The sequence below is a fragment of the Aeromicrobium alkaliterrae genome (assembly GCF_039529015.1).
GTDB classification, from domain to species: domain Bacteria; phylum Actinomycetota; class Actinomycetes; order Propionibacteriales; family Nocardioidaceae; genus Aeromicrobium; species Aeromicrobium alkaliterrae.
Genome location: NZ_BAAAME010000002.1, coordinates 205,326 through 226,987 on the forward strand (window position 1 = coordinate 205,326; position 21,662 = coordinate 226,987).

A 21,662-nucleotide genomic window follows, 5' to 3' on the forward strand; every position below is an offset into this window, starting at 1 on the left:
GAGCGAGCGATCAGGCTGGTCTCACGCCGGTGTCGCCTACGTTCGCTCTTTCCGAGGCGGGACCGGCGTGAGCGTCGAGGGTCAGGGCTACCGGTACACCGCCGCCCTCGCGGCGGACATCGAGCAGCGCTGGCAGGACCGGTGGGAGGCCGAGGGCACGTTCCACGCGGTCAACCCCGAGGGCGACCTGGCCGACCCCGCCGCGGGTGAGCTGGGCGAGAAGTACTTCCTGATGGACATGTTCCCGTACCCCTCGGGTGCGGGCCTGCACGTCGGGCACCCGCTCGGCTACATCGCCACCGACGTCGTCGGCCGTCACCAGCGGATGCTGGGCAAGAACGTGCTGCACGCGCTCGGCTACGACGCGTACGGCCTGCCGGCCGAGATCCATGCGATCTCGACGGGGGAGCACCCGCGCGACAACACCCTGGCCAACATCGCCAACATGCGTCGCCAGCTGCGACGCCTGGGTCTCGGCCACGACGACCGCCGCTCGTTCGCGACGATCGACCCGGAGTTCGTGCGCTGGACGCAGTGGATCTTCCTGCAGCTGTTCAACGCCTGGTTCGACCCCGAGCAGCAGAAGGCCCGCCCGATCGCCGACCTGGTCGAGAAGCTCGGCACGTCCGACCCGGCCGTGATCGACGGCTACCGCCTGGCCTACGTCTCGGAGTCGCCGGTCAACTGGTGCCCGGGTCTCGGCACGGTGCTGGCCAACGAGGAGGTCACGGCCGAGGGCCGCTCCGAGCGCGGCAACTTCCCGGTCTTCACCCGCAGCCTGCGGCAGTGGAACATGCGCATCACGGCGTACTCCGACCGCTTGATCGACGACCTCGAGCGCGTCGACTGGCCGGAGCCGGTCAAGCAGATGCAGCGCAACTGGATCGGTCGATCGCACGGCGCCCACGTCGACTTCGCCTCGTCGGCCGGCCCGATCCGGGTCTTCACCACCCGCCCCGACACGCTGTTCGGTGCGACGTTCATGGCGCTCTCGCCCGAGCACCCGCTGGTCGACGCGCTGACGACGCCGGAGCAGGCCGAGTCCGTCGCGGCGTACCGCGAGAAGGCAGCCGCCAAGACCGACGTCGACCGCCAGGCCGACAAGGTCAAGACCGGCGTGCTGACCGGCAGCACCGCGACCAACCCGGTCAACGGCGAGCAGGTCCCGGTGCTCGTCGCCGACTACGTCCTGATGGGCTACGGCACCGGCGCCATCATGGCCGTCCCCGACGGCGACGCGCGCGACGCCGAGTTCGCCGAGGTCCTGGGTCTGCCCACGGTGCAGGTCATCGAGGGCGACACGATCGTGAACTCCAGCAACGCCGACGTGAGCCTCGACGGGCTCTCGGTCGACGACGCCAAGGCCGCGATCATCGCGTGGCTCGAGGCGAACGGCCACGGCACCGGCACCACCACGTACCGCCTGCGCGACTGGCTGTTCAGCCGTCAGCGCTACTGGGGCGAGCCGTTCCCGATCGTCTACGACGAGGACGACAACCCCATCGCGGTGCCCGACCACATGCTGCCCGTCGAGCTGCCCGAGGTGCCCGACTACAGCCCGCGCACGTTCGAGCCCGACGACGTCACGAGCGAGCCCGAGCCGCCGCTGGGCCGGGTCGACGAGTGGGTGCACGTCACGCTCGACCTGGGCGACGGTCCGAAGCAGTACCGCCGCGAGACCAACACGATGCCCAACTGGGCCGGCTCGAGCTGGTACGAGCTGCGCTACGCCGACCCGACCAACGCCGACGAGCTGTGCTCCCCGGCCAACGAGGCCTACTGGCTGGGCCCGAGGGAGCAGGGCGGCACCGGTGGCGTCGACCTGTACGTCGGCGGCGTCGAGCACGCCGTGCTCCACCTGCTCTACGCGCGCTTCTGGCACAAGGTCCTGTTCGACCTCGGCCACGCCACGAGCGAGGAGCCGTTCCACCGCCTGTTCAACCAGGGCTACATCCAGGCGTACGCCTTCACCGACGCCCGCGGCACCTACGTGCCGGCCGACGAGGTCGAGGAGACGGTGTCCGACGCCGGCGTCTCGACGTTCACGCACGACGGCCAGCCGGTCGACCGCGAGTACGGGAAGATGGGCAAGTCGCTCAAGAACGTCGTGACGCCCGACGAGATGTACGACGCGTACGGCGCCGACACGTTCCGCGTGTACGAGATGAGCATGGGCCCGCTGGACGTCTCGCGTCCGTGGGAGACCCGCGCCGTCGTGGGTTCGCAGCGCTTCCTGCAGCGCGTGTGGCGCCTGGTCGTCGACGAGGAGTCTGGCGACACCATCGTCAGCGACGCCGACCTCGACACCGCCACGCTGCGCGTGCTGCACCGCACGATCGAGGGCGTCGCGGCCGACATGGACGGGCTGCGGTTCAACACCGCGATCGCCAAGCTCATCGAGCTGACGAACCACCTGACCAAGGCTGAGGTCACCGCCCGCGCGGCGATCGAGCCGCTCGCGCTGATGCTCGCCCCGCTGGCACCGCACCTGGCCGAGGAGATCTGGGCGCGCCTGGGTCACGAGGGCTCGCTCGCGCGGGCCCCGTACCCCGTCGCCGACCCGGCCCACCTGGTCGCCGACACCGTGCTGTGCATCGTGCAGGTGCAGGGCAAGGTGCGCGCGAAGCTCGACGTCGCGGCCGACGCGACCGAGGAGCAGCTCACCGAGCTGGCCCTCGCGGAGGAGAACGTGCAGCGAGCGATCGACGGCCGCGAGGTCCGCAAGGTCATCGTCAAGGCCCCCAAGCTCGTCAACATCGTCGTCTGACCCCCGCGGTGGTCGAGCTGAGAGGGTTTCGAGGCTCGCGCCGCAGGCGGCACTCGCACCTCAACCACCGGAGGTCACCACCGGTGGTTGAGGTGTGAAGGCGCTCTGGCGCCTGAGCCTCGAAACCTCGGTCAGCGCTCGGGCGGCGGTCGTCCGGCACGTCGCTGGGAGAGCACGGGGAGCAGCTGGAAGTCGCCGCGCATCAGCGCATCGCGTTTGGCTCTCGACCACCCGTGGATCTTCCGCTCCCATCCGTACGCCTCGCGGACGCTCTCGGTCTCCTGAGCCCAGGCAAGGGTGACAGGCAGGCGCATCCGCGTGTACTCGGCGCCGCGACCCGACGCGTGTTGCTGCAGTCGGTGCTCGAGGTTGCGGGTGCTTCCGACGTAGTAGGTCCCGTCGGAGCAGAGCAGGATGTAGACGGCTGGCATCGACCCATGAGACCTCAGGTGAGCCAGACGCGGGTCACGCCGTCCACAGGTGCGGGGCTTTCGCCCTTCGAGGCTCCTCGTTCCTCGTCGCACCTCAGGACCCGGCTCGCGCCGCAGGCGGCACTCGCACCTCAACCACCCGTGGTGGCCCTCGGTGGTTGAGGTGTGAAGGCGCTCTGGCGCCTGAGCCTCGAAACCGTGGTTGGCTCGGCCCGAACCGTTAGCAGGGTTTCGAGGCTCGCGCCGCAGGCGGCACTCGCACCTCAACCACCGGTGGTGGACAGGCCAGTGGTTCAGGCGTGAGTGGCGGGAGCCGCTATAGACTCCGCGCATGGCCGGGAAACGACGCACGAAGAAGTCCGCGGCGTTCCCCGGGGGCGTCGCGATCGTCACCGACTCGACGGCGTCGCTCGATCCCGCGGACGCCGAGCGTGAGGGCATCGCGGTCGTCCCGCTCAGCGTCGTCGTGGGTGCGGAGACGTACACCGAGGGCGTCGACACCTCGGCCGACCTGATCGCCGGAGCGCTCAAGGAGTTCGTGCCGGTCAGCACGTCGCGGCCCAACCCCGACGAGTTCGCCGAGGTCTACGCCCGCCTGGCGAAGGACGGCGCCACGTCGATCGTCTCGGTGCACCTCTCGAGCCGCATGTCGGGCACGCTCGACTCCGCGATGCTGGCCGCGAAGCGGTCGCCCGTGCCGGTGTCGGTCGTCGACTCGCGGCAGGTCGGTCTCGCGACGGGCTTCGCCGCCGGTCTCGCCGCCCGCGCGCGGGGTGAGGACGTCAGCCCGGAGGACGTCGCCGAGGTCGCACGGGTGGCCGGGGCCGGTTCCACGGCACTGATCTACGTCGACACGCTGGAGTACCTGCGCCGCGGCGGACGGGTCAACGCCGTCGGGGCCCTGATCGGCTCGGCGCTCGCGGTCAAGCCGCTGCTCACGATCACCGACGGCCTCGTGGTCCCGCTCGAGAAGGTCCGCACCTCGGGCAAGGCCATCGCCCGGATGGAGACCCTGGCCGCCGAGGCGGCCGAGGAGCTCGACGGCTTCGACATCGGCGTGCAGCACCTCGCCAACGCTCCCGTGGCCGAGCAGCTCGCCGAACGTCTGGCGAAGCGCCTCGGACGTGAGGTCGTGCCGGTCGACGAGGTCGGAGCGGTGATCGGTGCCCACGTGGGGCCCGGCACCGTCGCCGTCACCGTCACGCCGCACTGACCCTCGTCCACAGGGCTCCGCCACCCACAGGCGACGAATTGGTCGTCGCTGAGTCGCCGCGCGCTGCCTAGCGTCGGGACGTGGACACCGACGACACCCGAGCGGAGATCGCCCGCCGCAGGCTCGCCCAGCTCGTGGCGTCGTTCGACGAGCACGTGCCGCGCCCCGCGGAGGAGGCCGCGCCGACGGACACGAGCGGGTCGGTCGCTCCCGGGCCACCGGGCCACCGCCGCGTCACGAGCCTGCACGTGCGGGTCGCGGTGGCGGCCGCCGCCGGACTGGCGGTCGTGCTGGCCTGGTGGGTGCTCTCGGGTCGGCCCCAGTCCGAGCCTGCCGGTACGCCCGCGGCCTCCGTGGAGGCGGGCTCGACCTCGGGTCCCGTGGAGACCGGCGAGATCGTCGTCGACGTCAGCGGGCTCGTCCAGCGCCCGGGCATCGTCACGCTCCCGGCCGGGTCGCGGGTGCACGAGGCGATCGAGGCGGCCGGTGGACTGGCCGGTGTCGTCGACACCTCGGGCCTCAACCTCGCGCGCAAGCTCGTCGACGGCGAGCAGGTGCTCGTCGGGATCGCCCCGGTCGTGCCCGCCGGTGGCGGCGCGTCGGCGGGCGGCGCCACCAACCTCAACACCGCGACGCTCGAGCAGCTCGACGAGCTGCCGGGCGTCGGGCCGGTCACGGCGGAGTCGATCATCACCTGGCGCACCGAGAACGGGCCGTTCACCAGCGTCGAGGACCTGCTCGAGGTGAGCGGGATCGGCACGGCGACGCTCGACGACCTCCGTGACCTCGTCACGGTCTGACACCGGGGTGTCGGCCCCCACCGTCAGCGAACCGGACGACGTCCTGCGACCTCGCCACGACCTGCGGCTCGTGCCGGCGGCCCTCGTGGCGTGGGCGCTCGCGGCAGGCGCGGTCGCGCAGCCGTCGTGGGTCGCGCTGGCGACGGTCGGGCTCTGTGCCGCCGTCGTGGCCCTCGTGCGGCGTCCGGTCATCAGGGTGTCGGCGTGCCTCGTCGGGGTCGTGGCGGTCTCGGTAGCGTGGCAGGTCGCCGCGGTCGAGGGCTCGCCCCTGGGGGAGTGGAGCGGCCGCGGGGTGGTGGTCGAGGCGGTCCTGGGCGTCACGGTCGACGCGCGGGTCTACCGCGCGCCGGGAGGTGACGGCGTGGTGCTGACCGGCCAGGTGCGCGAGGCGACGTCCCGGCTCGGGACGGTGCGCGACGCGGGCACCGTCACCGTCTTCGTCCCGGTCGAGGTCGCCTCGGACGTCGACATCGCGGACCTGACCGTCGGGCGCACGGTCGCGGTCACGGCTCGGGCCTCGCCCGCGGAGGACTCCGCCGAGGTCGCGGTGCTCAGTGCGACGGCCCTGAGGGTGCTGGACGGCGTGCCCTGGTGGTGGGCGATGAGCGAACGGGTGCGCACCGGCGTCCGCGAGGCGGTCGCGCACGAGCCGATCGGCCCCCGGTCCCTCGTGCCGGCGCTGGTCGACGGTGACGACGCGGCGGTGCCCGACGAGCTGGACGAGGACTTCCGCCGCAGTGGTCTGACGCACCTGCTCGCGGTCTCGGGCACCAACCTGACGATCGTCCTGGCGGCGGTCCTGGGTGTGGCCCGCGCGGCCGGGGTGCGGCGGCGCTGGTGGGCCGTGCTGGGGCTGCTGGCGGTCGTGGGCTTCGTGCTGGTGGCGCGTCCGGAGCCCAGCGTCCTCCGGGCCGCCGCGATGGGTGTGGTGGGCATCGTGGCGCTCGGCGTCGGTGCTGCCGGCGGCGTGCGAGCGCTGGCGGTCGCGGTGCTCGCGCTGCTGACCTTCGACCCGTGGCTCGGGCGGTCACCCGGCTTCGTGCTGTCGGTGTGCGCGACGGCGGGGATCGTGGTGCTGGGAGCTCCCCTGGCTGCGCGTCTGCGGTGGCTACCGCCGTGGGCCGCGGTCTCGGTCGCCGTGCCGCTCGCGGCTCAGATCGCCTGCACGCCGGCGCTCGTGGCGGTGAGTGGTGAGCTCTCGGTCGTCGCGGTGCTGGCGAACCTCCTGGCCGGGCCGGCCGTCGCCCCGACGACCGTCGCCGGACTGCTGGGCGGACTGCTCTGGCTGGTGGCGCCGCCGCTCGGGTCCGCGGCGGGCGCCGTGGCCGCGCTGGGTGCTCGGTGGATCATCGCGGTCGCCCGCCAGGCGGGCGGGCTCGACGGTGCTGCGATCGACTGGGGCGGCCCGTGGTGGATCAGCCTGATCGCCGTTCCCGTCGTCCTGGTGGTCCTGTGGTGGGTCCTGCGCCGACCTGCCGTGACCATCGGGCTCGTGCTCGGTCTGTCGTTCGTCGTCTGGCGACCCCCCACTCCCGGCTGGCCACCCGCCGACTGGGCGGTGGTCGCGTGCGACGTCGGTCAGGGCGACGGCCTCGTGATCCCGGCGGGCGACGGGAGCGCCGTCGTCGTCGACACGGGCCTGGAGCCCGCACCGATCGACCGGTGCCTGCGACGACTCGGGATCGACCACGTCGCGGCGCTGGTGCTCACCCATGCCGATGCCGACCACGTCGCGGGATGGCAGGGGGTCGTGCGTGACCGCCGGGTCGACACCGTCGTCGTCGGCGCCTCGGGAGGTCCGCGGGTGCCGGGCGTGCCCGTGGTGCTCGCGGCCGCCGGTGACGTGATCCGTGCGGGCGACGTGCGGCTCGAGGTCCTCTGGCCGGTCGAGCGCGACCGCGCGCCCGGTGATGACCGCAACGACCTCAGCCTCGTCCTCCGGCTCCGGACCGACGGGGTGACCGTCCTGCTGACGGGCGACGTCGAGCCCGAGGCCCAGCGCGCGATCGTGCGCGCGGGCACCGATCTTCGGGCCGACGTCCTGAAGGTGCCGCACCACGGCAGCGCGCACCAGGACCCGGACTTCATCGCCGCGACCGGCGCCTCGGTCGCACTGCTCAGCGTCGGGCGCGACAACGACTACGGCCACCCCGCGCCCACGGCCCTGGACCTGCTGGAGCGGCTCGGCGCGGCCTGGTGGCGCACCGACCTGCAGGGCGACGTCGCCGTCGTCGTGCGTGACGGTGGACTGCATGTCCTGACGCGCGACTAGACTCGTCAGGTGCCCTCGGTCTTCGGCAGGATCCTGCTCATCACGGGTGGATCGGAGTTCCTCGCCGACCGCACCCGTCGGCGGGCCGTCTCTGCCGTGCTGGCCGAGCAGCCCGAGTGCGAGGTCTCCGAGTGCATCGCCGGCCAGCTCGTCCCCGGTGAGCTCCTGACCCTCACGAGCCCCTCGCTGTTCAGCACCGCCAGCGCGGTCGTCGTCCACGACCTCCAGGACCTGAACGAGGACGTGCAGGCCGAGCTGCTCGCCTACGCCGCCGAGCCGGCCGCCGAGGTCGCCCTCGTGCTGGTGCACGGCGGCGGCCAGAAGGGGCGCGGGGTGCTCGACAAGCTCCGCAAGCTCTCCGCCGTCTCCGAGGCCAAGCAGGAGGCGCCGAAGTACGAGCGCGACCACGCCGCCTGGGTGCGGGCCGAGGTGCGGCGTCTGGGCACCGCGATGTCCGACGAGGCCGCCAGCACGCTCGTCACGGCCGTCGGTCTGGACCTGCGGGCGCTGGCCGGCGCGGCCGACCAGCTCGTGGCCTCGGTGCCCGAGGGCGACGAGGTCTCGGTCGAGGTCGTCCGCCGGTACTTCGGCGGGCGTGCCGAGGTGCGCGGCTACGAGATCGCCGACGCCGTGCTCGACGGGCGGCTCGACATCGCCGTCGAGCGTCTGCGCTGGGCGTTCGCGGCGCGCACGTCACCGGTCGTCGTCGTCTCGGCGGTCGCCTCGGGGGTCCGGCAGCTCGTGCGGCTCGCCACGGCTCCGCAGGGCCTTCGCGATGCCGACCTGGCCAAGCACGTCGGCGCGCCGCCCTTCAAGATCCAGGGCATGCGCCGCCAGCTCCAGCAGTGGGACCCGGCCGGGCTGCAGGGAGCGCTCGCCGCCGTCGCGCAGGCCGATCTCGACGTCAAGGGCGCCACCGCCGACCCCGAGTACGCCACCGAGCGCATGGTCCTGCGGGTCGCCGCGCTGCGCCGACGACCGAGCCGAGGATGACCCGGCCGTGAGCGGCCTGCGCCGCCCAGGCTCCGGCCGTCTCGACGGCATCGACCTGGCACGGGCGGTCGCCCTGCTGGGCATGATGCTGGCGCACCTCGGACCGGCGTGGACGGGGTACGACTGGCCGCCGGTGTCGGAGTGGCTGGCCTCGGGGCGCGCGGCACCGCTGTTCGCCGTGCTCGCGGGTCTCAGCGTCGGGCTGATGACCCGGCTCGACCCCGACGGTGTCGGTTCCCGCCTCGCCGTGCTGCGTCGAGGCGCGGTGCTGCTGGTGCTCGGTCTCGGCCTCGCCGCACTGCCCGACCTGACGATCGCGGTGATCCTTCCCTGTTACGCCGTGCTCATCGCCGCGACCGTGCTGGTCCGCGGTCTGTCGACCCGAGCCCTCGTGGTGCTCGCCGTCACGTGGTGCGTGCTGTCGCCCGTCGTGCTGTTCGCGGTGCGTCACCTGGTCGACCGGCAGATCAACGACAACATCCAGCCCTCCTTCGGCGGAGGCCTGGGTGAGCTGCCCGTCTCGTTGTTCGTCTGGGGCGCCTACCCGGCGATCGTCTGGTTCGGGTACGTGCTGGTGGGCCTGGCCGTCGCGCGGCTCGACCTGCGCAGCATCGTCGTGGTGCGGCGGCTGGTCGTCGGGGGAGCGGTCACGACCGTGGCAGCGCTCTGGATCGCGGCGACCGCGTTGTTCCTCGGCGTGTTCGAGGACCAGCGCATCGAGCCGCCGGCCGTCGAGCAGCTCTTCTGGCCCGCCAGGCAGCTCGACGTGCTCGACCCGACCTGGTTCTGGGCCGCGGGGCAGCACACCTCGACGCCGCTGAACGTGATCGGCGCAGCGGGGTCGGCCGTGCTGGTCATCGGGCTGTGCCTGCTGGTGTGCCGCAGCTCGACCGCCACCCGCGTCGTCGCGCCGCTGCGTGCTGCCGGCTCCATGACGCTCACGCTGTACGCGATGCACGTGGTGCTGACCTGGGCCTACCGCCAGCACGAGATCAGCTTCACCGGCGGCGACTACCGCGAGTGGTGGGTGCAGGTCGTGCTGCTCGTCGCGCTCGCGTGGCTGTGGCGCTCGCTCGCCCCGCGCGGCCCGCTGGAGGCGTTCGTCCGCTTCACCAGCACCGTCCCCCTCCGCCGCGGGCGGTGACGTTTCCGCCCTGGCGGAGGAGGGCATTCGGTGGCTGACGCACCGCCCACCCGCTGGACCGGGCCCGGACGTGAAACGACCCCGGCCGGTGGCCGGGGTCGTGACGTGAAGCTGGGGTGAGGCTGGCTCAGAGCGAGGCGGCCTTCTTGGCGATGGCCGACTTGCGGTTGGCCGCCTGGTTCTTGTGGATGACGCCCTTCGTGGCGGCCTTGTCGAGCTTGCGACCGGCCTCGACGGCGAGGGTCTTGGCCTCGTCGGAGTTGCCGGCGTCGGCAGCCTCGGTGAAACGGCGCACCGCGGTCTTGAGCGCGGAACGGACGGCCTTGTTGCGCTCGCGCGCGGCCTCGTTCTGACGGTTGCGCTTGATCTGCGACTTGATGTTCGCCACGGGGCGTACCTGTTCTTTCGACGGATTCCCCGGAAAGCCCAGGGAGGGACAGAGTGGAGCAAGACTGGTGGTGCAAAGTCTGATGGCGTGCTCAGCACGCGACCCCCCACCCTACCACCGGCCGCCGGTGCGTCCCAAATCCACCGGGGTCACTACGATCGGCCCTCATGGAGACTCTCACCGACGTGCCGTGGTCTCCGCAGATCGGCGGGCACACGCACGAAGCTCGCACCCACCATCCTGGCCCAGGTCCCGGCGACGCTCGTCGCCGCCGACCTCGGCCCCGCCTACCCCTGGTGACCACCTGATGACCCCGCCCCCCGCCACGTCCGCCCCGCAGGTCGGCTCCACACCCCCGGAGCTCCTGCGGAACTTCTGCATCATCGCCCACATCGACCACGGCAAGTCGACCCTGGCCGACCGCATGCTCCAGATCACCGGGGTCGTCGACGAGCGCGCCGCTCGCGCGCAGTACCTCGACCGGATGGACATCGAGCGCGAGCGCGGCATCACGATCAAGAGCCAGGCCGTGCGCATGCCGTTCACGAAGTCCGACGGCGACGACGCCGGCACGGCCTACGTGCTCAACATGATCGACACGCCCGGCCACGTCGACTTCACCTACGAGGTCAGCCGTTCGCTCGAGGCGTGCGAGGGGGCGATCCTGCTGGTCGACGCGGCCCAGGGCATCGAGGCGCAGACCCTCGCGAACCTCTACCTCGCGATGGACGCCGACCTCCACATCATCCCCGTGCTCAACAAGATCGACCTCCCGGGCGCACAGCCCGAGAAGTACGCCGAGGAGATCGCCGGCATCATCGGCGGCGACCCCGACGACGTCCTGCGGGTCTCGGCCAAGACGGGCCAGGGCGTCGAGGCGCTGCTGAACCTCATCGTCGACGAGGTCCCGGCCCCGGTCGGCGACGCCGACGGTCCGCCGCGCGCGCTGATCTTCGACTCGGTCTACGACACCTACCGCGGCGTCATCACGTACGTGCGCGTCATGGACGGGAAGCTCAGCCACCGCGACAAGATCAAGATGATGTCGACCGGTGCCGTGCACGAGATGCTCGAGGTCGGCGTCATCAGCCCCGAGCCCGTCAAGGCCGACCACCTCGGCGTCGGCGAGGTCGGCTACCTCATCACGGGCGTGAAGGAGGTCCGGCAGTCGCGCGTGGGCGACACCGTCACCTCCAACGTCAAGCCCGCGCAGGAGCCGTTGAGCGGCTACGCGCACCCCAACCCGATGGTGTTCTCGGGCCTGTACCCGATCGACGGCGACGACTTCGCCACGCTGCGCGAGGCGCTCGAGAAGCTCCAGCTCAACGATGCCGCGCTGGTCTACGAGCCCGAGTCGTCCGGCGCGCTCGGCTTCGGCTTCCGCATCGGCTTCCTCGGCCTGCTGCACCTTGAGATCGTCCGCGAGCGGCTCGAGCGCGAGTTCGGTCTCGACCTCATCGCGACGGCGCCGAACGTCGTCTACCGCATCGAGCTCGAGGACGGCTCGGTCCACACGGTGACGAACCCGAGCGAGTACCCCAACGCCGGCAAGATCGCGAAGGTCTACGAGCCCGTCGTCTCCGCCACGGTGCTCGCGCCGAGCGACTACATCGGCACGATCATGGAGCTGTGCCAGGCGCGTCGCGGGCAGCTGGTCGCGATGGACTACCTCTCCGAGGACCGCGTCGAGATCCGCTACACGCTGCCCATGGGCGAGATCATGTTCGACTTCTTCGACGCGCTCAAGAGCCGCACGAAGGGGTACGCCTCGCTCAACTATGAGCTGTCCGGCGAGCAGGTCGCCGACCTGGTCAAGGTCGACATCCTCCTCCAGGGCGAGATCGTCGACGCGTTCAGCGCGATCGTGCACCGCGACAACGCGTACGCGTACGGCGTGGCGCTGGCGGGCAAGCTCAAGGAGCTCATCCCGCGCCAGCAGTTCGAGGTGCCGATCCAGGCTGCCATCGGCGCCCGGGTCATCGCTCGCGAGAACATCCGCGCGATCCGCAAGGACGTGCTCGCCAAGTGCTACGGCGGCGACATCAGCCGCAAGCGCAAGCTGCTCGAGAAGCAGAAGGAGGGCAAGAAGCGGATGAAGATGGTCGGCCGCGTCGAGGTCCCCCAGGAGGCGTTCATCGCCGCGCTCTCGACCGGCGACGGACCGTCCTGACGGCCAACCCCGTCCCATACTGACCCCAGCCCGGGCACACGCCCTGGGTGATGACGGGGGAGTGCGGTGCTGGAGCGGGTGAGGTCGCGGTTGCGGGAGAAGATCGTGCACGTCGTCGAGGACGCCGTGCGACAGCGCGACGCAGAGCTGCGCCACGAGGTGCGCCGGCTCCGGGCCCAGATCGAGGGCCTCGAGCTGCGTGAGCGTCGCGACCTGTTCGCCGCGGCCGAGCGTGCGGCCGTGCTCTCGAGTGCGGAGTACGTCGGACGTCACTTCGCCGGTGCCGCCTCCTTCGGCCATCCCCACGACACCCTGCGCCACGCGATCTCCCAGGCTCCGACCACGGGCCTGGCGCTCGAGATGGGCGTCTACTCCGGCACGACGTTGCGTCTCATCGCCGACGCCCGCCCGGGCACGGTGTACGGCTTCGACGTGTTCACCGGGCTTCCGGAGGACTGGCGGCCGGGGTTCCCAGCAGGCACCTTCGCCGCCGCCGAGCTGCCCGACGTGCCCGGTGCCGAGCTCGTCGTCGGCCTGTTCGAGGACACGTTGCCGCGCTTCCTGGCCGAGCACCCCGGACCGATCGACCTGCTCCACGTCGACTGCGACCTGTACAGCGCAACCGTCACGGTGCTCGACGCGGTCGTGTCGCGCTTGGTGGTGGGTTCGGTCGTCGCGTTCGACGAGTACCTCAACCACCAGAACTGGCAGGACGGAGAGTTCAGGGCGTGGGCCGAGCTGGTCGCCCGCACGGGCATCTCCTACGAGTACCTGGCCTACACCTTCGACAACGAGCAGGTCGTCGTGCGGATCACCGGCGTACCGTCCTGACCTGCAGGAACATCGATTCTCGGACATCCGACCATCCCGAGAGTATGTGCCGGACGCAACCTTCGCGGACGTGACCGAGCGGTAGGTTAGGGTGATCCGCACCACACGCCCCCGTCGCCCCGTGAGGACCCGCATGAGCCCCCTTGTCCTGACCCCGCAGCAGCAGAAGCTGATCGACGACCGTGCCCCGAGCATCGGTCGTCTCTTCCTGAACCGCGTCGCCGAGACGCCCAACCGTGAGGCCTTCCGCTACCCGGACGCCAACGAGCGCTGGCACTCCCTGTCGTGGGGCGAGGTGGGCGAGCGCGTCAACAAGCTCGCCGCCGGCCTGGTCTCCCTCGGCCTCGAGCTCGAGGCCCGCGCCGCGGTCGCCTCCGGCACGCGCGTCGAGTGGATCCTGGCCGACCTCGCCATCAACGCCGCCGGTGGCGCCACCACCACGGTGTACCCGTCCACGGTGTCCGACGACGTCGCGTACATCCTGTCCGACTCGGGCAGCGTCATCGTGTTCGCCGAGGACGACGAGCAGATCGCGAAGCTCCGCGAGAAGCGGTCCGAGCTCCCCGACATCACCAAGGTCATCACGTTCGACGGTCAGAGCGACGGCGACTGGATCATCACGCTGGCCGACCTCGAGAAGGTCGGTGAGGCGTACCTGGGCGACCACCCGACGGTGGTCGAGGACCGCGTCTCGGCGATCAAGCCCGAGGACCTCGCGACCCTGATCTACACCTCCGGCACGACCGGCCGCTCCAAGGGCGTGCGCCTGAGCCACAGCGGCTGGGTGTTCGAGGGTGCGGCGATCCACGCCAACGGCATCCTGTCGATCGACGACCTCGAGTACCGCTGGCTGCCGATGGCGCACTCGTTCGGCAAGGTCCTTCAGATGACCCAGCTCGAGATCGGCTTCGCCGCCGCGATCGACGGTCGCGTCACCAAGATCGTCGACAACCTCGCCGTCGTGAAGCCCACGTTCATGGGCGCCGCGCCCCGCATCTTCGAGAAGGCCTACGGCCGCGTCGTCGGCATGATGGAGGAGGAGGGCGGCGTCAAGCTCAAGCTCTTCCGGTGGGCCGAGAAGGTCGGCCTCGAGCACTCGCGCCGCACCCGCGCGGGCCAGTCGATCCCGGCGGGTCTCAAGATCCAGCACGGCATCGCCGACAAGCTCGTGTTCTCCAAGGTCCGCGACCGCTTCGGTGGCCGCGTGCGCTTCTTCATCTCGGGCTCGGCCGCGCTGTCGGCCGACGTCGCGGAGTGGTTCCACTCGGCCGGCGTCATCATCCTCGAGGGCTACGGCCTGACCGAGACGTCCGCGGGCTCGACGGTCAACCACCCCGACCACCTCAAGCTCGGTTCGGTCGGCATCCCGTTCCCCGGTGTCGAGATCAAGATCGCCGCTGACGGTGAGGTCCTGATCAAGGGCCCGCACATCATGCACGGCTACCACAACCTCGACACCGCCACGAAGGAGACGCTCGACGCCGACGGCTGGCTCGCCACGGGCGACATCGGCGAGCTCGACTCCGACGGGTTCCTCAAGATCACCGACCGCAAGAAGGACCTCTTCAAGACCTCGGGCGGCAAGTACGTCGCACCGTCGCACGTCGAGGGCGTCTTCAAGGGCGTCTGCCCGCTCGCGAGCCAGATGATCGTGCACGGCAACGACCGCAACTTCTGCTCGGCGCTCATCACCCTCGACCCCGACGCGATCGCGGCCTGGGCCGAGAGCCACGGCAAGTCGGGCCAGTCGTACACCGAGGTCGTCAAGTCCCCGGAGATCCACGCGCTGATCAGCGGCTACGTCGACGAGCTCAACTCCAAGCTCAACCGCTGGGAGACGATCAAGAAGTGGGAGATCCTCGAGAACGACCTCTCGATCGAGACCGGTGAGCTCACGCCGAGCCTCAAGGTCAAGCGCAAGGTCGTCGAGGAGAAGTACCGCGACATCCTCGACGGGTTCTACGCCGGCGCCTGAGGCTCCGCACGACGGAACGAGGGGGACGGCAGCTGCCGTCCCCCTCGTCTCGTCAGAGGTCCATGAGGATGCTGGCGACCGTGAGCCATCCGCCGACCACGACAACGTTGATCGCCCCTGTCACGAGCAGGGCTCGCCACGGCGGTTCGACACGGCGAAGGATCTGGATGTTCACGAAGCCCACGAGGACGCCGACCACGAGCCCGACCAGGCAGCTCACGAAGACCAGCAGCACCGGGGCAGCCGCCCACGCGACGTGCCATCCCGGCAGCGGCGCGACAGCGTCGTAGGTGCGCCCCTCGACCAGCAGCTGCGGCACGTCGAGCCCTAGGTTCACCGCCGTGAATCGCGCCTCGACCTGGGTGCCGTCGGTGCGGGTCAACGTGAAGCTGCCCTGCCGCGGGGGCGGTGCGCCGTCCAGGAAGAGTCGCTTCGTGCCGAGCGTGGTCACCTCGACCTCGAGCGACCTGTCCTCGAACCCCGGGACGTCGTAGGCGTAGCGGACCATGTCGCTCCTGGGATGTCGGGGGCGGAGGGCCATCAGCCTAGGCTGGACGGGTGTCATCCCTTCCCGCCTTCGGCGAGGCTCCGCCCTCGCGCCCCGCCTTCGGCGTGTACGTCCACGTCCCGTTCTGCTCGGTGCGGTGCGGGTACTGCGACTTCAACACCTACACCGCCGACGAGCTGGGTGAGGGGGCCACGCGGGCGTCGTACGCCGACTCCGCGATCGCCGAGATCCATCGGGCCGCCGCGCGGACGGGTCCGCGCACGGTCGAGACCGTCTTCGTCGGTGGCGGGACGCCGACGCAGCTCGCAGCGACCGAACTCGTGCGCATCCTGGACGCGATCGACGAGGCGTGGGGACTGGCGCCCGACGTGGAGGTCACGACCGAGGCCAATCCCGACAGCGTCGACCCCGCGATGCTGGCGACCCTGAAGGCTGGTGGGTTCACCCGCATCTCCTTCGGCGTGCAGTCGGCCGTGCCGCACGTGCTGCGCGTGCTCGACCGGACCCACGACCCCGCCCGCGTGCCGGAGGCGGTGCGCTGGGCGCGGGAGGCCGGGTTCGAGCAGGTCAGCGTCGACCTCATCTACGGGTCGCCGGGGGAGTCGATGGACGACTGGCGGCGCACCGTGGAGCACGCGATCAGCCTCGAGCCCGATCACGTCAGCGCCTATGCCCTGATCGTCGAGGCCGGCACGGCGTTCGCCCGCAAGGTGTCGCGCGGGGAGGTCGTGATGCCCGACGACGACGAGACCGCCGACAAGTACCTGCTGGCCGACGAGATGCTCGAGGCGGCGGGTCTTCGCTGGTACGAGCTCTCGAACTGGGGGCGCGACGACGCGTCGCAGTGCCGCCACAACGTCCTGTACTGGACGGGCGGCGAGTGGTGGGGGGTTGGTCCTGGAGCGCACTCGTTCCTGCGCACCTCTGGCGAGCGCTCAGGAACCGGGGCTGGTGCTGAAGGGCGCCGGTGGTGGAACGTCAAGCACCCCGCGGCGTACGCGCAGCGCCTGGCCGCCGGTCAGTCGCCGGAGGCCGACGGCGAGGACATCGACGCCGACGCCGCCCGCATGGAGGACGTCATGCTCCGCACCCGCCTGCGCACGGGCCTCGACCCGCACGGCCTGCCAGCGCACGAGCACCTGATCGCCGATGGCCTCCTGCAACCGGTCGCCGACAAGCTGGTCCTGACGCGCAAGGGCCGCCTCCTCGCCGACCACGTCGTCCGCGAACTGACATGACGCCCACCAGATCTGCGCACTTGTTCGGCAGCTTCGGGCTCTGATCGCCGAACAACTGCGCACATCTGGCGGAAGGGGAGGTGGTGGGCTAGGCGGTGACGAAGTCGATGAGCTCCTCGACCCGCCCCAGGAAGACCGGCTCCAGGTCGGTCCAGGTGCCGACGCTGCCGAGGATCTTCTTCCAGGCGCGGGCGATGTCGGCCTGCTCGGCGTGCGGCCAGCCCATCGCCTCGCAGATGCCGTGCTTCCACTCGATGCCGCGGGGGATCACGGGCCACGCGTCCAGCCCGAGGCGCTGCGGCTTCACGGTCTGCCAGACGTCGACATAGGGGTGCCCGACGACGAGCACGTGCGGCTCCTTCGAGAGGGTCTGCGCGATGCGCCACTCCTTCGAGCCGGTCACGAGGTGGTCGACCAGCACGCCGAGGCGTCGGCCCGGCCCGGGGTCGAAGGAGTCGACCTCGGCCTTGAGGTCGTCGATGCCGCCGAGGTACTCGACCGCGACGCCCACGTGGCGCAGGTCGTCGCCCCAGACCTTCTCGACGAGCTCGGCGTCGTGACGGCCCTCGACCCAGATGCGGCTGGGCTGCGCGACCTTGGCCCGCTCGCGGGGGCCGGCGACCGAGCCGGAGGCCGTGCGCTTCGGGCCCGCCGCAGCGACGGCCGGCGGCCGGAGCGTGACGGGCTTGCCGTCGACCCAGTACCCAGGTCCGAGCGGGAAGCTGCGGCGCTTGAGCCGGCGGTCCTCCAGCACGACCATGCCCATCTGCGGGTCGACCTGCACGACCTCGCCGACGAAGCCGCTCGTGACGTCCTCGACGACGATGCCCAGCTCGACCGGCAGGTCGGCGGACCGGCCCTTCGGCGGCCGCTGCCAGTCGCCCGACAGCACGTCCTGTCCGTATCGATCACTCATGCGTTCCTCCGGCGTGCAGCAGGCCGAGCAGGTGCTGGTGCAGGTCCTCGAGGTCCTCCCGGGCGATGAGGCCGGCGGAGGAGTAGATCGTGCTGGTGGGTCGGGTCAGACCGATCGCCAGGTCGACCGCGGGCGGCCAGCTGGCGGGCACGACGCCGTCCGCGGGAGCGACCGCGAGATCGCCGAGCAGCACCGTGTCGACGTCGGGCACGACCACGACGAGCTCGCCGCCGAGCGGGCCCCCGCCGAGGTGCACGACCTCGACGAACCGGTCGCCCAGGTCGACGGCCCAGACCGAGCTCATGAAGCCGCCGCGGGACTCGTGCGCGACCCAGGAGCCGTCGCTGAGCGTCACGCGCCGGGGTCGGTACGTGAGGCTGCGGTCGTGGCCCTCGACGACGATCGTGTCGTCGGTGCGCACGATGGTCCTCATCGGTGCTGTCCCATCGGGCTAGACTGGCAAACAGGCACCGAGAGTGCCAGCGACGCGCCGACAGGAGGCCAGGATGTCCGACGACCGCCGCCTCGACGTCCTCCGGGCCATCGTCGAGGACTACGTCGCCACGCAGGAGCCCGTGGGCTCCCGTTCCCTCGTGGAGCGCCACCACCTGGGCGTCTCGCCGGCGACGATCCGGGGCGACATGAAGGTGCTGGAGGACGAGGGGTACCTCACCCAGCCGCACACGTCGGCCGGTCGCATCCCGACCGACAAGGGCTACCGGATGTTCGTCGACCGCCTCGCGACGGTCAAGGCGCTCTCGCCGGCCGAGCGTCGCGCGATCGAACGGTTCCTGTCGGAGTCGGTCGACGTCGACGACATCGTGCAGCGCAGCGTGCGCGTGCTCTCGCAGCTGACGAGCCAGGTCGCCGTCGTGCAGTACCCGAGCCTGACCCGGTCGACGGTGCGCCACGTGGAGGTCGTCTCCCTCGACGGCGACCGTGCGCTGGTCGTCGTCATCACGAGCTCCGGCCGCGTCGAGCAGCGCACGATCCAGCTGCCCGCGCCCCTGACCGACCAGCTGCTCGCCGACCTGCGCGCGCGCCTCGTGCCCGTGGTCCTGGGGGAGCGCCTGTCGAAGGCGGCGGTGAAGGTCGCCGACCTGATCCACACCTTCGAGCCCGTCGACCAGCCGCTCGTGGCCGCCGTTGTCGCGACGCTGACCCAGACGTTCTCCGACGAGCGCTCCGATGCCCGCATCGTGGTGGGCGGCACGTCGAACCTCGCCCGCTACGGCGCCGAGTTCGACACGACCGTGCGCCCGGTCCTCGAGGCCCTCGAGGAGCAGGTCGTGCTGCTCAAGCTGCTGGGCGAGGCCTCCAGCGGGGTGACCGTGCGCATCGGCGGCGAGACCGGTTTCGACACCCTCGCGGGCAACGCGGTGGTGGCCTCTGCCTACGGTGGGGACGGCAGCCGCGCGACGCTCGGCACCGTGGGTCCGGCCCGCATGGACTACCCCGGCACCATCGCGGCTGTCGCCGCTGTCGCCCGCTACGTCGGCCGCATGCTCGACGACGCCTGACCCGACCTCACGAAATCTCCAGCCCGAAAGCACCTCATGGCCACCGACTACTACGCGACCCTCGGCGTCGATCGCTCTGCGACCCCCGAGGAGATCAAGAAGGCGTACCGACGCCTGGCGCGCCAGTTCCACCCCGACGTCAACGACGCCCCTGACGCCTCCGAGAAGTTCAAGGAGGTCTCGCAGGCCTACGAGATCCTCTCGGACCCGCAGAAGCGCCAGGTCTTCGACCGCGGCGGCGACCCGACGGGCGGCCAGCGTGGCGGCGCGGGCTTCGGCCAGGGGTTCAGCTTCGACGACATCATGGACGCCTTCTTCGGGCAGTCCGGCCCGCGCGGTCCGCGCTCGCGCATCCAGCGCGGCCAGGACGCGCTGCTGCGTCTCGAGGTCGAGCTGGCCGAGGCGGCCTTCGGCGTCACGCAGGAGCTCAAGGTCGACACGGCCGTCGTGTGCGAGGTCTGCGACGGCAGCGGCGCCCACGAGGACTCCGCCCCGGTGGTCTGCGGCACGTGCCGCGGCCAGGGCGCGATCCAGCACGTCCAGCGCTCGCTGCTCGGCGACATCCGCACGGCCCGTCCGTGCCCCACGTGCCAGGGCTTCGGCTCGGTCATCCCCGACCCGTGCCGCGAGTGCGAGGGTGAGGGGCGCGTCCGCGCGCGTCGCAACCTGACGCTCACGATCCCGGCGGGCGTCGACCACGGCACGCGCATCCAGCTCTCGGGCGAGGGTGAGATCGGCCCCGGCGGCGGCCCGGCCGGCGACCTCTACGTCGAGATCCAGGTGCGGCGTCACCCGGTCTACTCCCGCAGCGGCGACCACCTGGAGTGCCAGGTCACGCTGCCCATGACCGCTGCCGCGCTCGGCACGACGCTCGACCTGCCCTCGCTCAAGGCCGATCTCGAGGAGCACGACGGCCCCGAGGGCGTCACGGTCGACATCGAGCCGGGCACGCAGTCCGGTCAGGTCGTCGTGGTGCGCGGTGAGGGGGTGCCGCGGCTGCGCGGCATCGGTGCGGGCGACCTGCGGGTCACGGTCGTGGTCGAGACGCCCGGCAAGCTCGACGACGAGCAGCGCGAGCTGCTGCACCGGCTCGCGACGATCCGTGACGAGCAGCGCCCCGAGGCCCGTCTCGGCGCGACGCACCGTAGCGTGTTCGGCCGCATGAAGGACGCCTTCCGCGCCGGCGCTGGTGAGTGACGGCCGGCGAGTGAGAGCCTGGACCCATGACTGACGACTGCCTGTTCTGCAAGATCGTCTCCGGTGACGTCCCGGCCGACGTGGTCGGCGAGACCGACCACACGATCGCGTTCCGCGACATCAACCCGCAGGCTCCCACCCACGTGCTGGTGATCCCGAAGCGGCACGAGCCCGACGTCGCGAGCCTGGCGGCCGCTGACCCGGAGGCCACGGTCGACCTGATCACGCACACGCGCCGCATCGCCGACGAGCTCGGCACGGGTTCGTACCGGCTGGTGTTCAACACCGGTGCCGACGCCTTCCAGACGGTGTTCCACTGCCACGGTCACGTGCTGTCCGGCCGGTCGCTGACCTGGCCTCCCGGCTGAGGCCGCCACGCCTGCGGTTCTGGTCGTAGACTGGAGGGACCCATGACTGACGAGCACCCCACCCACACCTTCACGGTCCCCTCCAGCGTCGACGCCGTCTCGCTCTTCGGGGCGGGCGACGAGTTCCTCCGCCTGATCGAGCGCGACTTCGACGCCGACGTCCACGTGCGCGGCAATCGCGTCAGCGTCACCGGCGAGCCCGGCGAGGTCGCCCTCGTCGAGCGGCTCCTCGACGAGCTCACGACGATCGTCCGCACCGGCCAGGGCATGACCCGCGAGACCGTCGAGCGCAGCATCGGCATGCTCCGCACCGAGACGCAGGAGCGCCCGGCCGACGTGCTGAGCCTCAACATCCTGTCGAACCGCGGCCGCACGATCCGTCCGAAGACGCTCAACCAGAAGCGCTACGTCGACGCGATCGACGAGCACACGATCGTCTTCGGCATCGGCCCCGCCGGCACCGGCAAGACCTATCTCGCGATGGCCAAGGCCGTCCAGGCGCTGCAGTCCAAGCAGGTCAGCCGCATCATCCTGACCCGGCCGGCGGTCGAGGCGGGGGAGCGGCTCGGCTACCTGCCCGGCACGCTGAGCGAGAAGATCGACCCGTACCTGCGCCCGCTGTACGACGCGCTGCACGACATGATGGATCCCGAGGCCATCCCGAAGCTGCTCACGGCCGGCGTCATCGAGGTCGCGCCCCTGGCGTACATGCGTGGCCGGGCCCAGCCCGTGGACCGGGCAGTCATGACGCCGACGGGATGGCGCCGCATCGGTGCTTTGAAGGTCGGCGACCTCGTCACGGGGAGCAACGGGCGACCGACGCCAGTCCTGGGTGTCTACCCCCAGGGCGAGCGCGATGTCTTCCGAGTGACCACGCAGGACGGTGCCTCCACCGTCGCGTGTGGCGAGCACCTCTGGACGGTCCGGACCC

General features: G+C 71.2%; 18 protein-coding genes and 1 pseudogene. 14 read left to right on the forward strand and 5 right to left on the reverse strand.

Features of this window, described 5'->3' with window-relative positions; all coding sequences use genetic code 11:
• The first annotated feature begins 67 nt into the window (after positions 1-67).
• Positions 68-2,767 (forward strand): leucine--tRNA ligase, encoded by a 2,700-nt coding sequence (gene leuS, locus ABD127_RS02005; RefSeq protein WP_344197181.1) that lies wholly within the window; start codon positions 68-70, stop codon positions 2,765-2,767.
• Positions 2,768-2,898: 131 nt separating this feature from the next.
• On the opposite strand, the gene ABD127_RS02010 is transcribed toward leuS, so the two are convergent.
• Positions 2,899-3,198, reverse strand: coding sequence for a GIY-YIG nuclease family protein (locus tag ABD127_RS02010; protein ID WP_344197183.1), 300 nt, complete (start codon positions 3,196-3,198; stop codon positions 2,899-2,901).
• Positions 3,199-3,529: 331 nt separating this feature from the next.
• On the opposite strand from ABD127_RS02010, the gene ABD127_RS02015 reads away from it, so the two are divergent.
• From ABD127_RS02015 to ABD127_RS02035, 5 genes are all read left to right on the forward strand, one after another.
• The gene (locus tag ABD127_RS02015; protein WP_344197185.1) at positions 3,530-4,411 is read left to right on the forward strand and encodes a DegV family protein; all 882 of its coding nucleotides are present in this window, start codon (positions 3,530-3,532) and stop codon (positions 4,409-4,411) included.
• An 80-nt stretch (positions 4,412-4,491) separates the two neighbouring features.
• A complete protein-coding gene (locus ABD127_RS02020; RefSeq protein WP_344197187.1) occupies positions 4,492-5,211 on the forward strand; it encodes a ComEA family DNA-binding protein in 720 nt (239 codons plus the stop codon).
• Between the two features lie 7 nt (positions 5,212-5,218).
• The gene (locus tag ABD127_RS02025) at positions 5,219-7,483 is read left to right on the forward strand and encodes a DNA internalization-related competence protein ComEC/Rec2 (RefSeq protein ID WP_344197189.1); all 2,265 of its coding nucleotides are present in this window, start codon (positions 5,219-5,221) and stop codon (positions 7,481-7,483) included.
• A gap of 9 nt (positions 7,484-7,492) precedes the next feature.
• Entirely contained in the window at positions 7,493-8,476 is a 984-nt protein-coding gene (holA, locus tag ABD127_RS02030) for a DNA polymerase III subunit delta (RefSeq protein ID WP_344197192.1), read from the forward strand.
• 7 nt (positions 8,477-8,483) lie between these two features.
• Complete coding sequence (locus ABD127_RS02035; protein ID WP_344197194.1) at positions 8,484-9,620, forward strand: DUF418 domain-containing protein; 1,137 nt, start codon at positions 8,484-8,486, stop codon at positions 9,618-9,620.
• Positions 9,621-9,747: 127 nt separating this feature from the next.
• Here the strand turns inward: ABD127_RS02035 and rpsT are convergent, their stop codons facing one another.
• Entirely contained in the window at positions 9,748-10,008 is a 261-nt protein-coding gene (gene rpsT, locus ABD127_RS02040; protein ID WP_344197196.1) for a 30S ribosomal protein S20, read from the reverse strand.
• Between the two features lie 307 nt (positions 10,009-10,315).
• On the opposite strand from rpsT, the gene lepA reads away from it, so the two are divergent.
• The 3 genes from lepA (at position 10,316) to ABD127_RS02055 (ending at position 14,984) form a co-directional block, all read left to right on the forward strand.
• Complete coding sequence (lepA, locus tag ABD127_RS02045; protein WP_344197198.1) at positions 10,316-12,178, forward strand: translation elongation factor 4; 1,863 nt, start codon at positions 10,316-10,318, stop codon at positions 12,176-12,178.
• A gap of 90 nt (positions 12,179-12,268) precedes the next feature.
• Entirely contained in the window at positions 12,269-13,009 is a 741-nt protein-coding gene (locus ABD127_RS02050; protein ID WP_344197200.1) for a class I SAM-dependent methyltransferase, read from the forward strand.
• Between the two features lie 133 nt (positions 13,010-13,142).
• Positions 13,143-14,984: an AMP-dependent synthetase/ligase gene (locus tag ABD127_RS02055; protein WP_344197202.1), complete on the forward strand. Its 1,842-nt coding sequence runs from the start codon at positions 13,143-13,145 to the stop codon at positions 14,982-14,984.
• A 52-nt stretch (positions 14,985-15,036) separates the two neighbouring features.
• Here the strand turns inward: ABD127_RS02055 and ABD127_RS02060 are convergent, their stop codons facing one another.
• Positions 15,037-15,492 (reverse strand): hypothetical protein, encoded by a 456-nt coding sequence (locus ABD127_RS02060; RefSeq protein ID WP_344197204.1) that lies wholly within the window; start codon positions 15,490-15,492, stop codon positions 15,037-15,039.
• Between the two features lie 50 nt (positions 15,493-15,542).
• Here ABD127_RS02060 and hemW point away from each other — a divergent pair, with 50 nt between their 5' ends.
• Positions 15,543-16,730: a radical SAM family heme chaperone HemW gene (gene hemW / locus ABD127_RS02065; RefSeq protein WP_344197206.1), complete on the forward strand. Its 1,188-nt coding sequence runs from the start codon at positions 15,543-15,545 to the stop codon at positions 16,728-16,730.
• A gap of 88 nt (positions 16,731-16,818) precedes the next feature.
• Here hemW and ABD127_RS02070 read toward each other — a convergent pair whose 3' ends face one another.
• Positions 16,819-17,646: a DUF3097 domain-containing protein gene (locus tag ABD127_RS02070; protein ID WP_344197208.1), complete on the reverse strand. Its 828-nt coding sequence runs from the start codon at positions 17,644-17,646 to the stop codon at positions 16,819-16,821.
• Positions 17,639-18,079 (reverse strand): hypothetical protein, encoded by a 441-nt coding sequence (locus ABD127_RS02075; protein WP_344197210.1) that lies wholly within the window; start codon positions 18,077-18,079, stop codon positions 17,639-17,641. Before ABD127_RS02075 ends, ABD127_RS02070 begins: the two co-directional genes overlap by 8 nt.
• A 73-nt stretch (positions 18,080-18,152) precedes the next feature.
• Here ABD127_RS02075 and hrcA point away from each other — a divergent pair, with 73 nt between their 5' ends.
• From hrcA to ABD127_RS02095, 4 genes and pseudogenes are all read left to right on the forward strand, one after another.
• The gene (hrcA, locus tag ABD127_RS02080; protein WP_344197212.1) at positions 18,153-19,166 is read left to right on the forward strand and encodes a heat-inducible transcriptional repressor HrcA; all 1,014 of its coding nucleotides are present in this window, start codon (positions 18,153-18,155) and stop codon (positions 19,164-19,166) included.
• 36 nt (positions 19,167-19,202) lie between these two features.
• Positions 19,203-20,363: a molecular chaperone DnaJ gene (gene dnaJ / locus ABD127_RS02085; RefSeq protein WP_344197214.1), complete on the forward strand. Its 1,161-nt coding sequence runs from the start codon at positions 19,203-19,205 to the stop codon at positions 20,361-20,363.
• Positions 20,364-20,389: 26 nt separating this feature from the next.
• Positions 20,390-20,731, forward strand: a complete 342-nt coding sequence (locus tag ABD127_RS02090) for a histidine triad nucleotide-binding protein (protein WP_344197216.1) — start codon at positions 20,390-20,392, stop codon at positions 20,729-20,731.
• Between the two features lie 42 nt (positions 20,732-20,773).
• A pseudogene (locus tag ABD127_RS02095) lies at positions 20,774-21,451 on the forward strand (PhoH family protein); the annotation flags it as partial.
• Positions 21,452-21,662 lie beyond the last annotated feature (211 nt).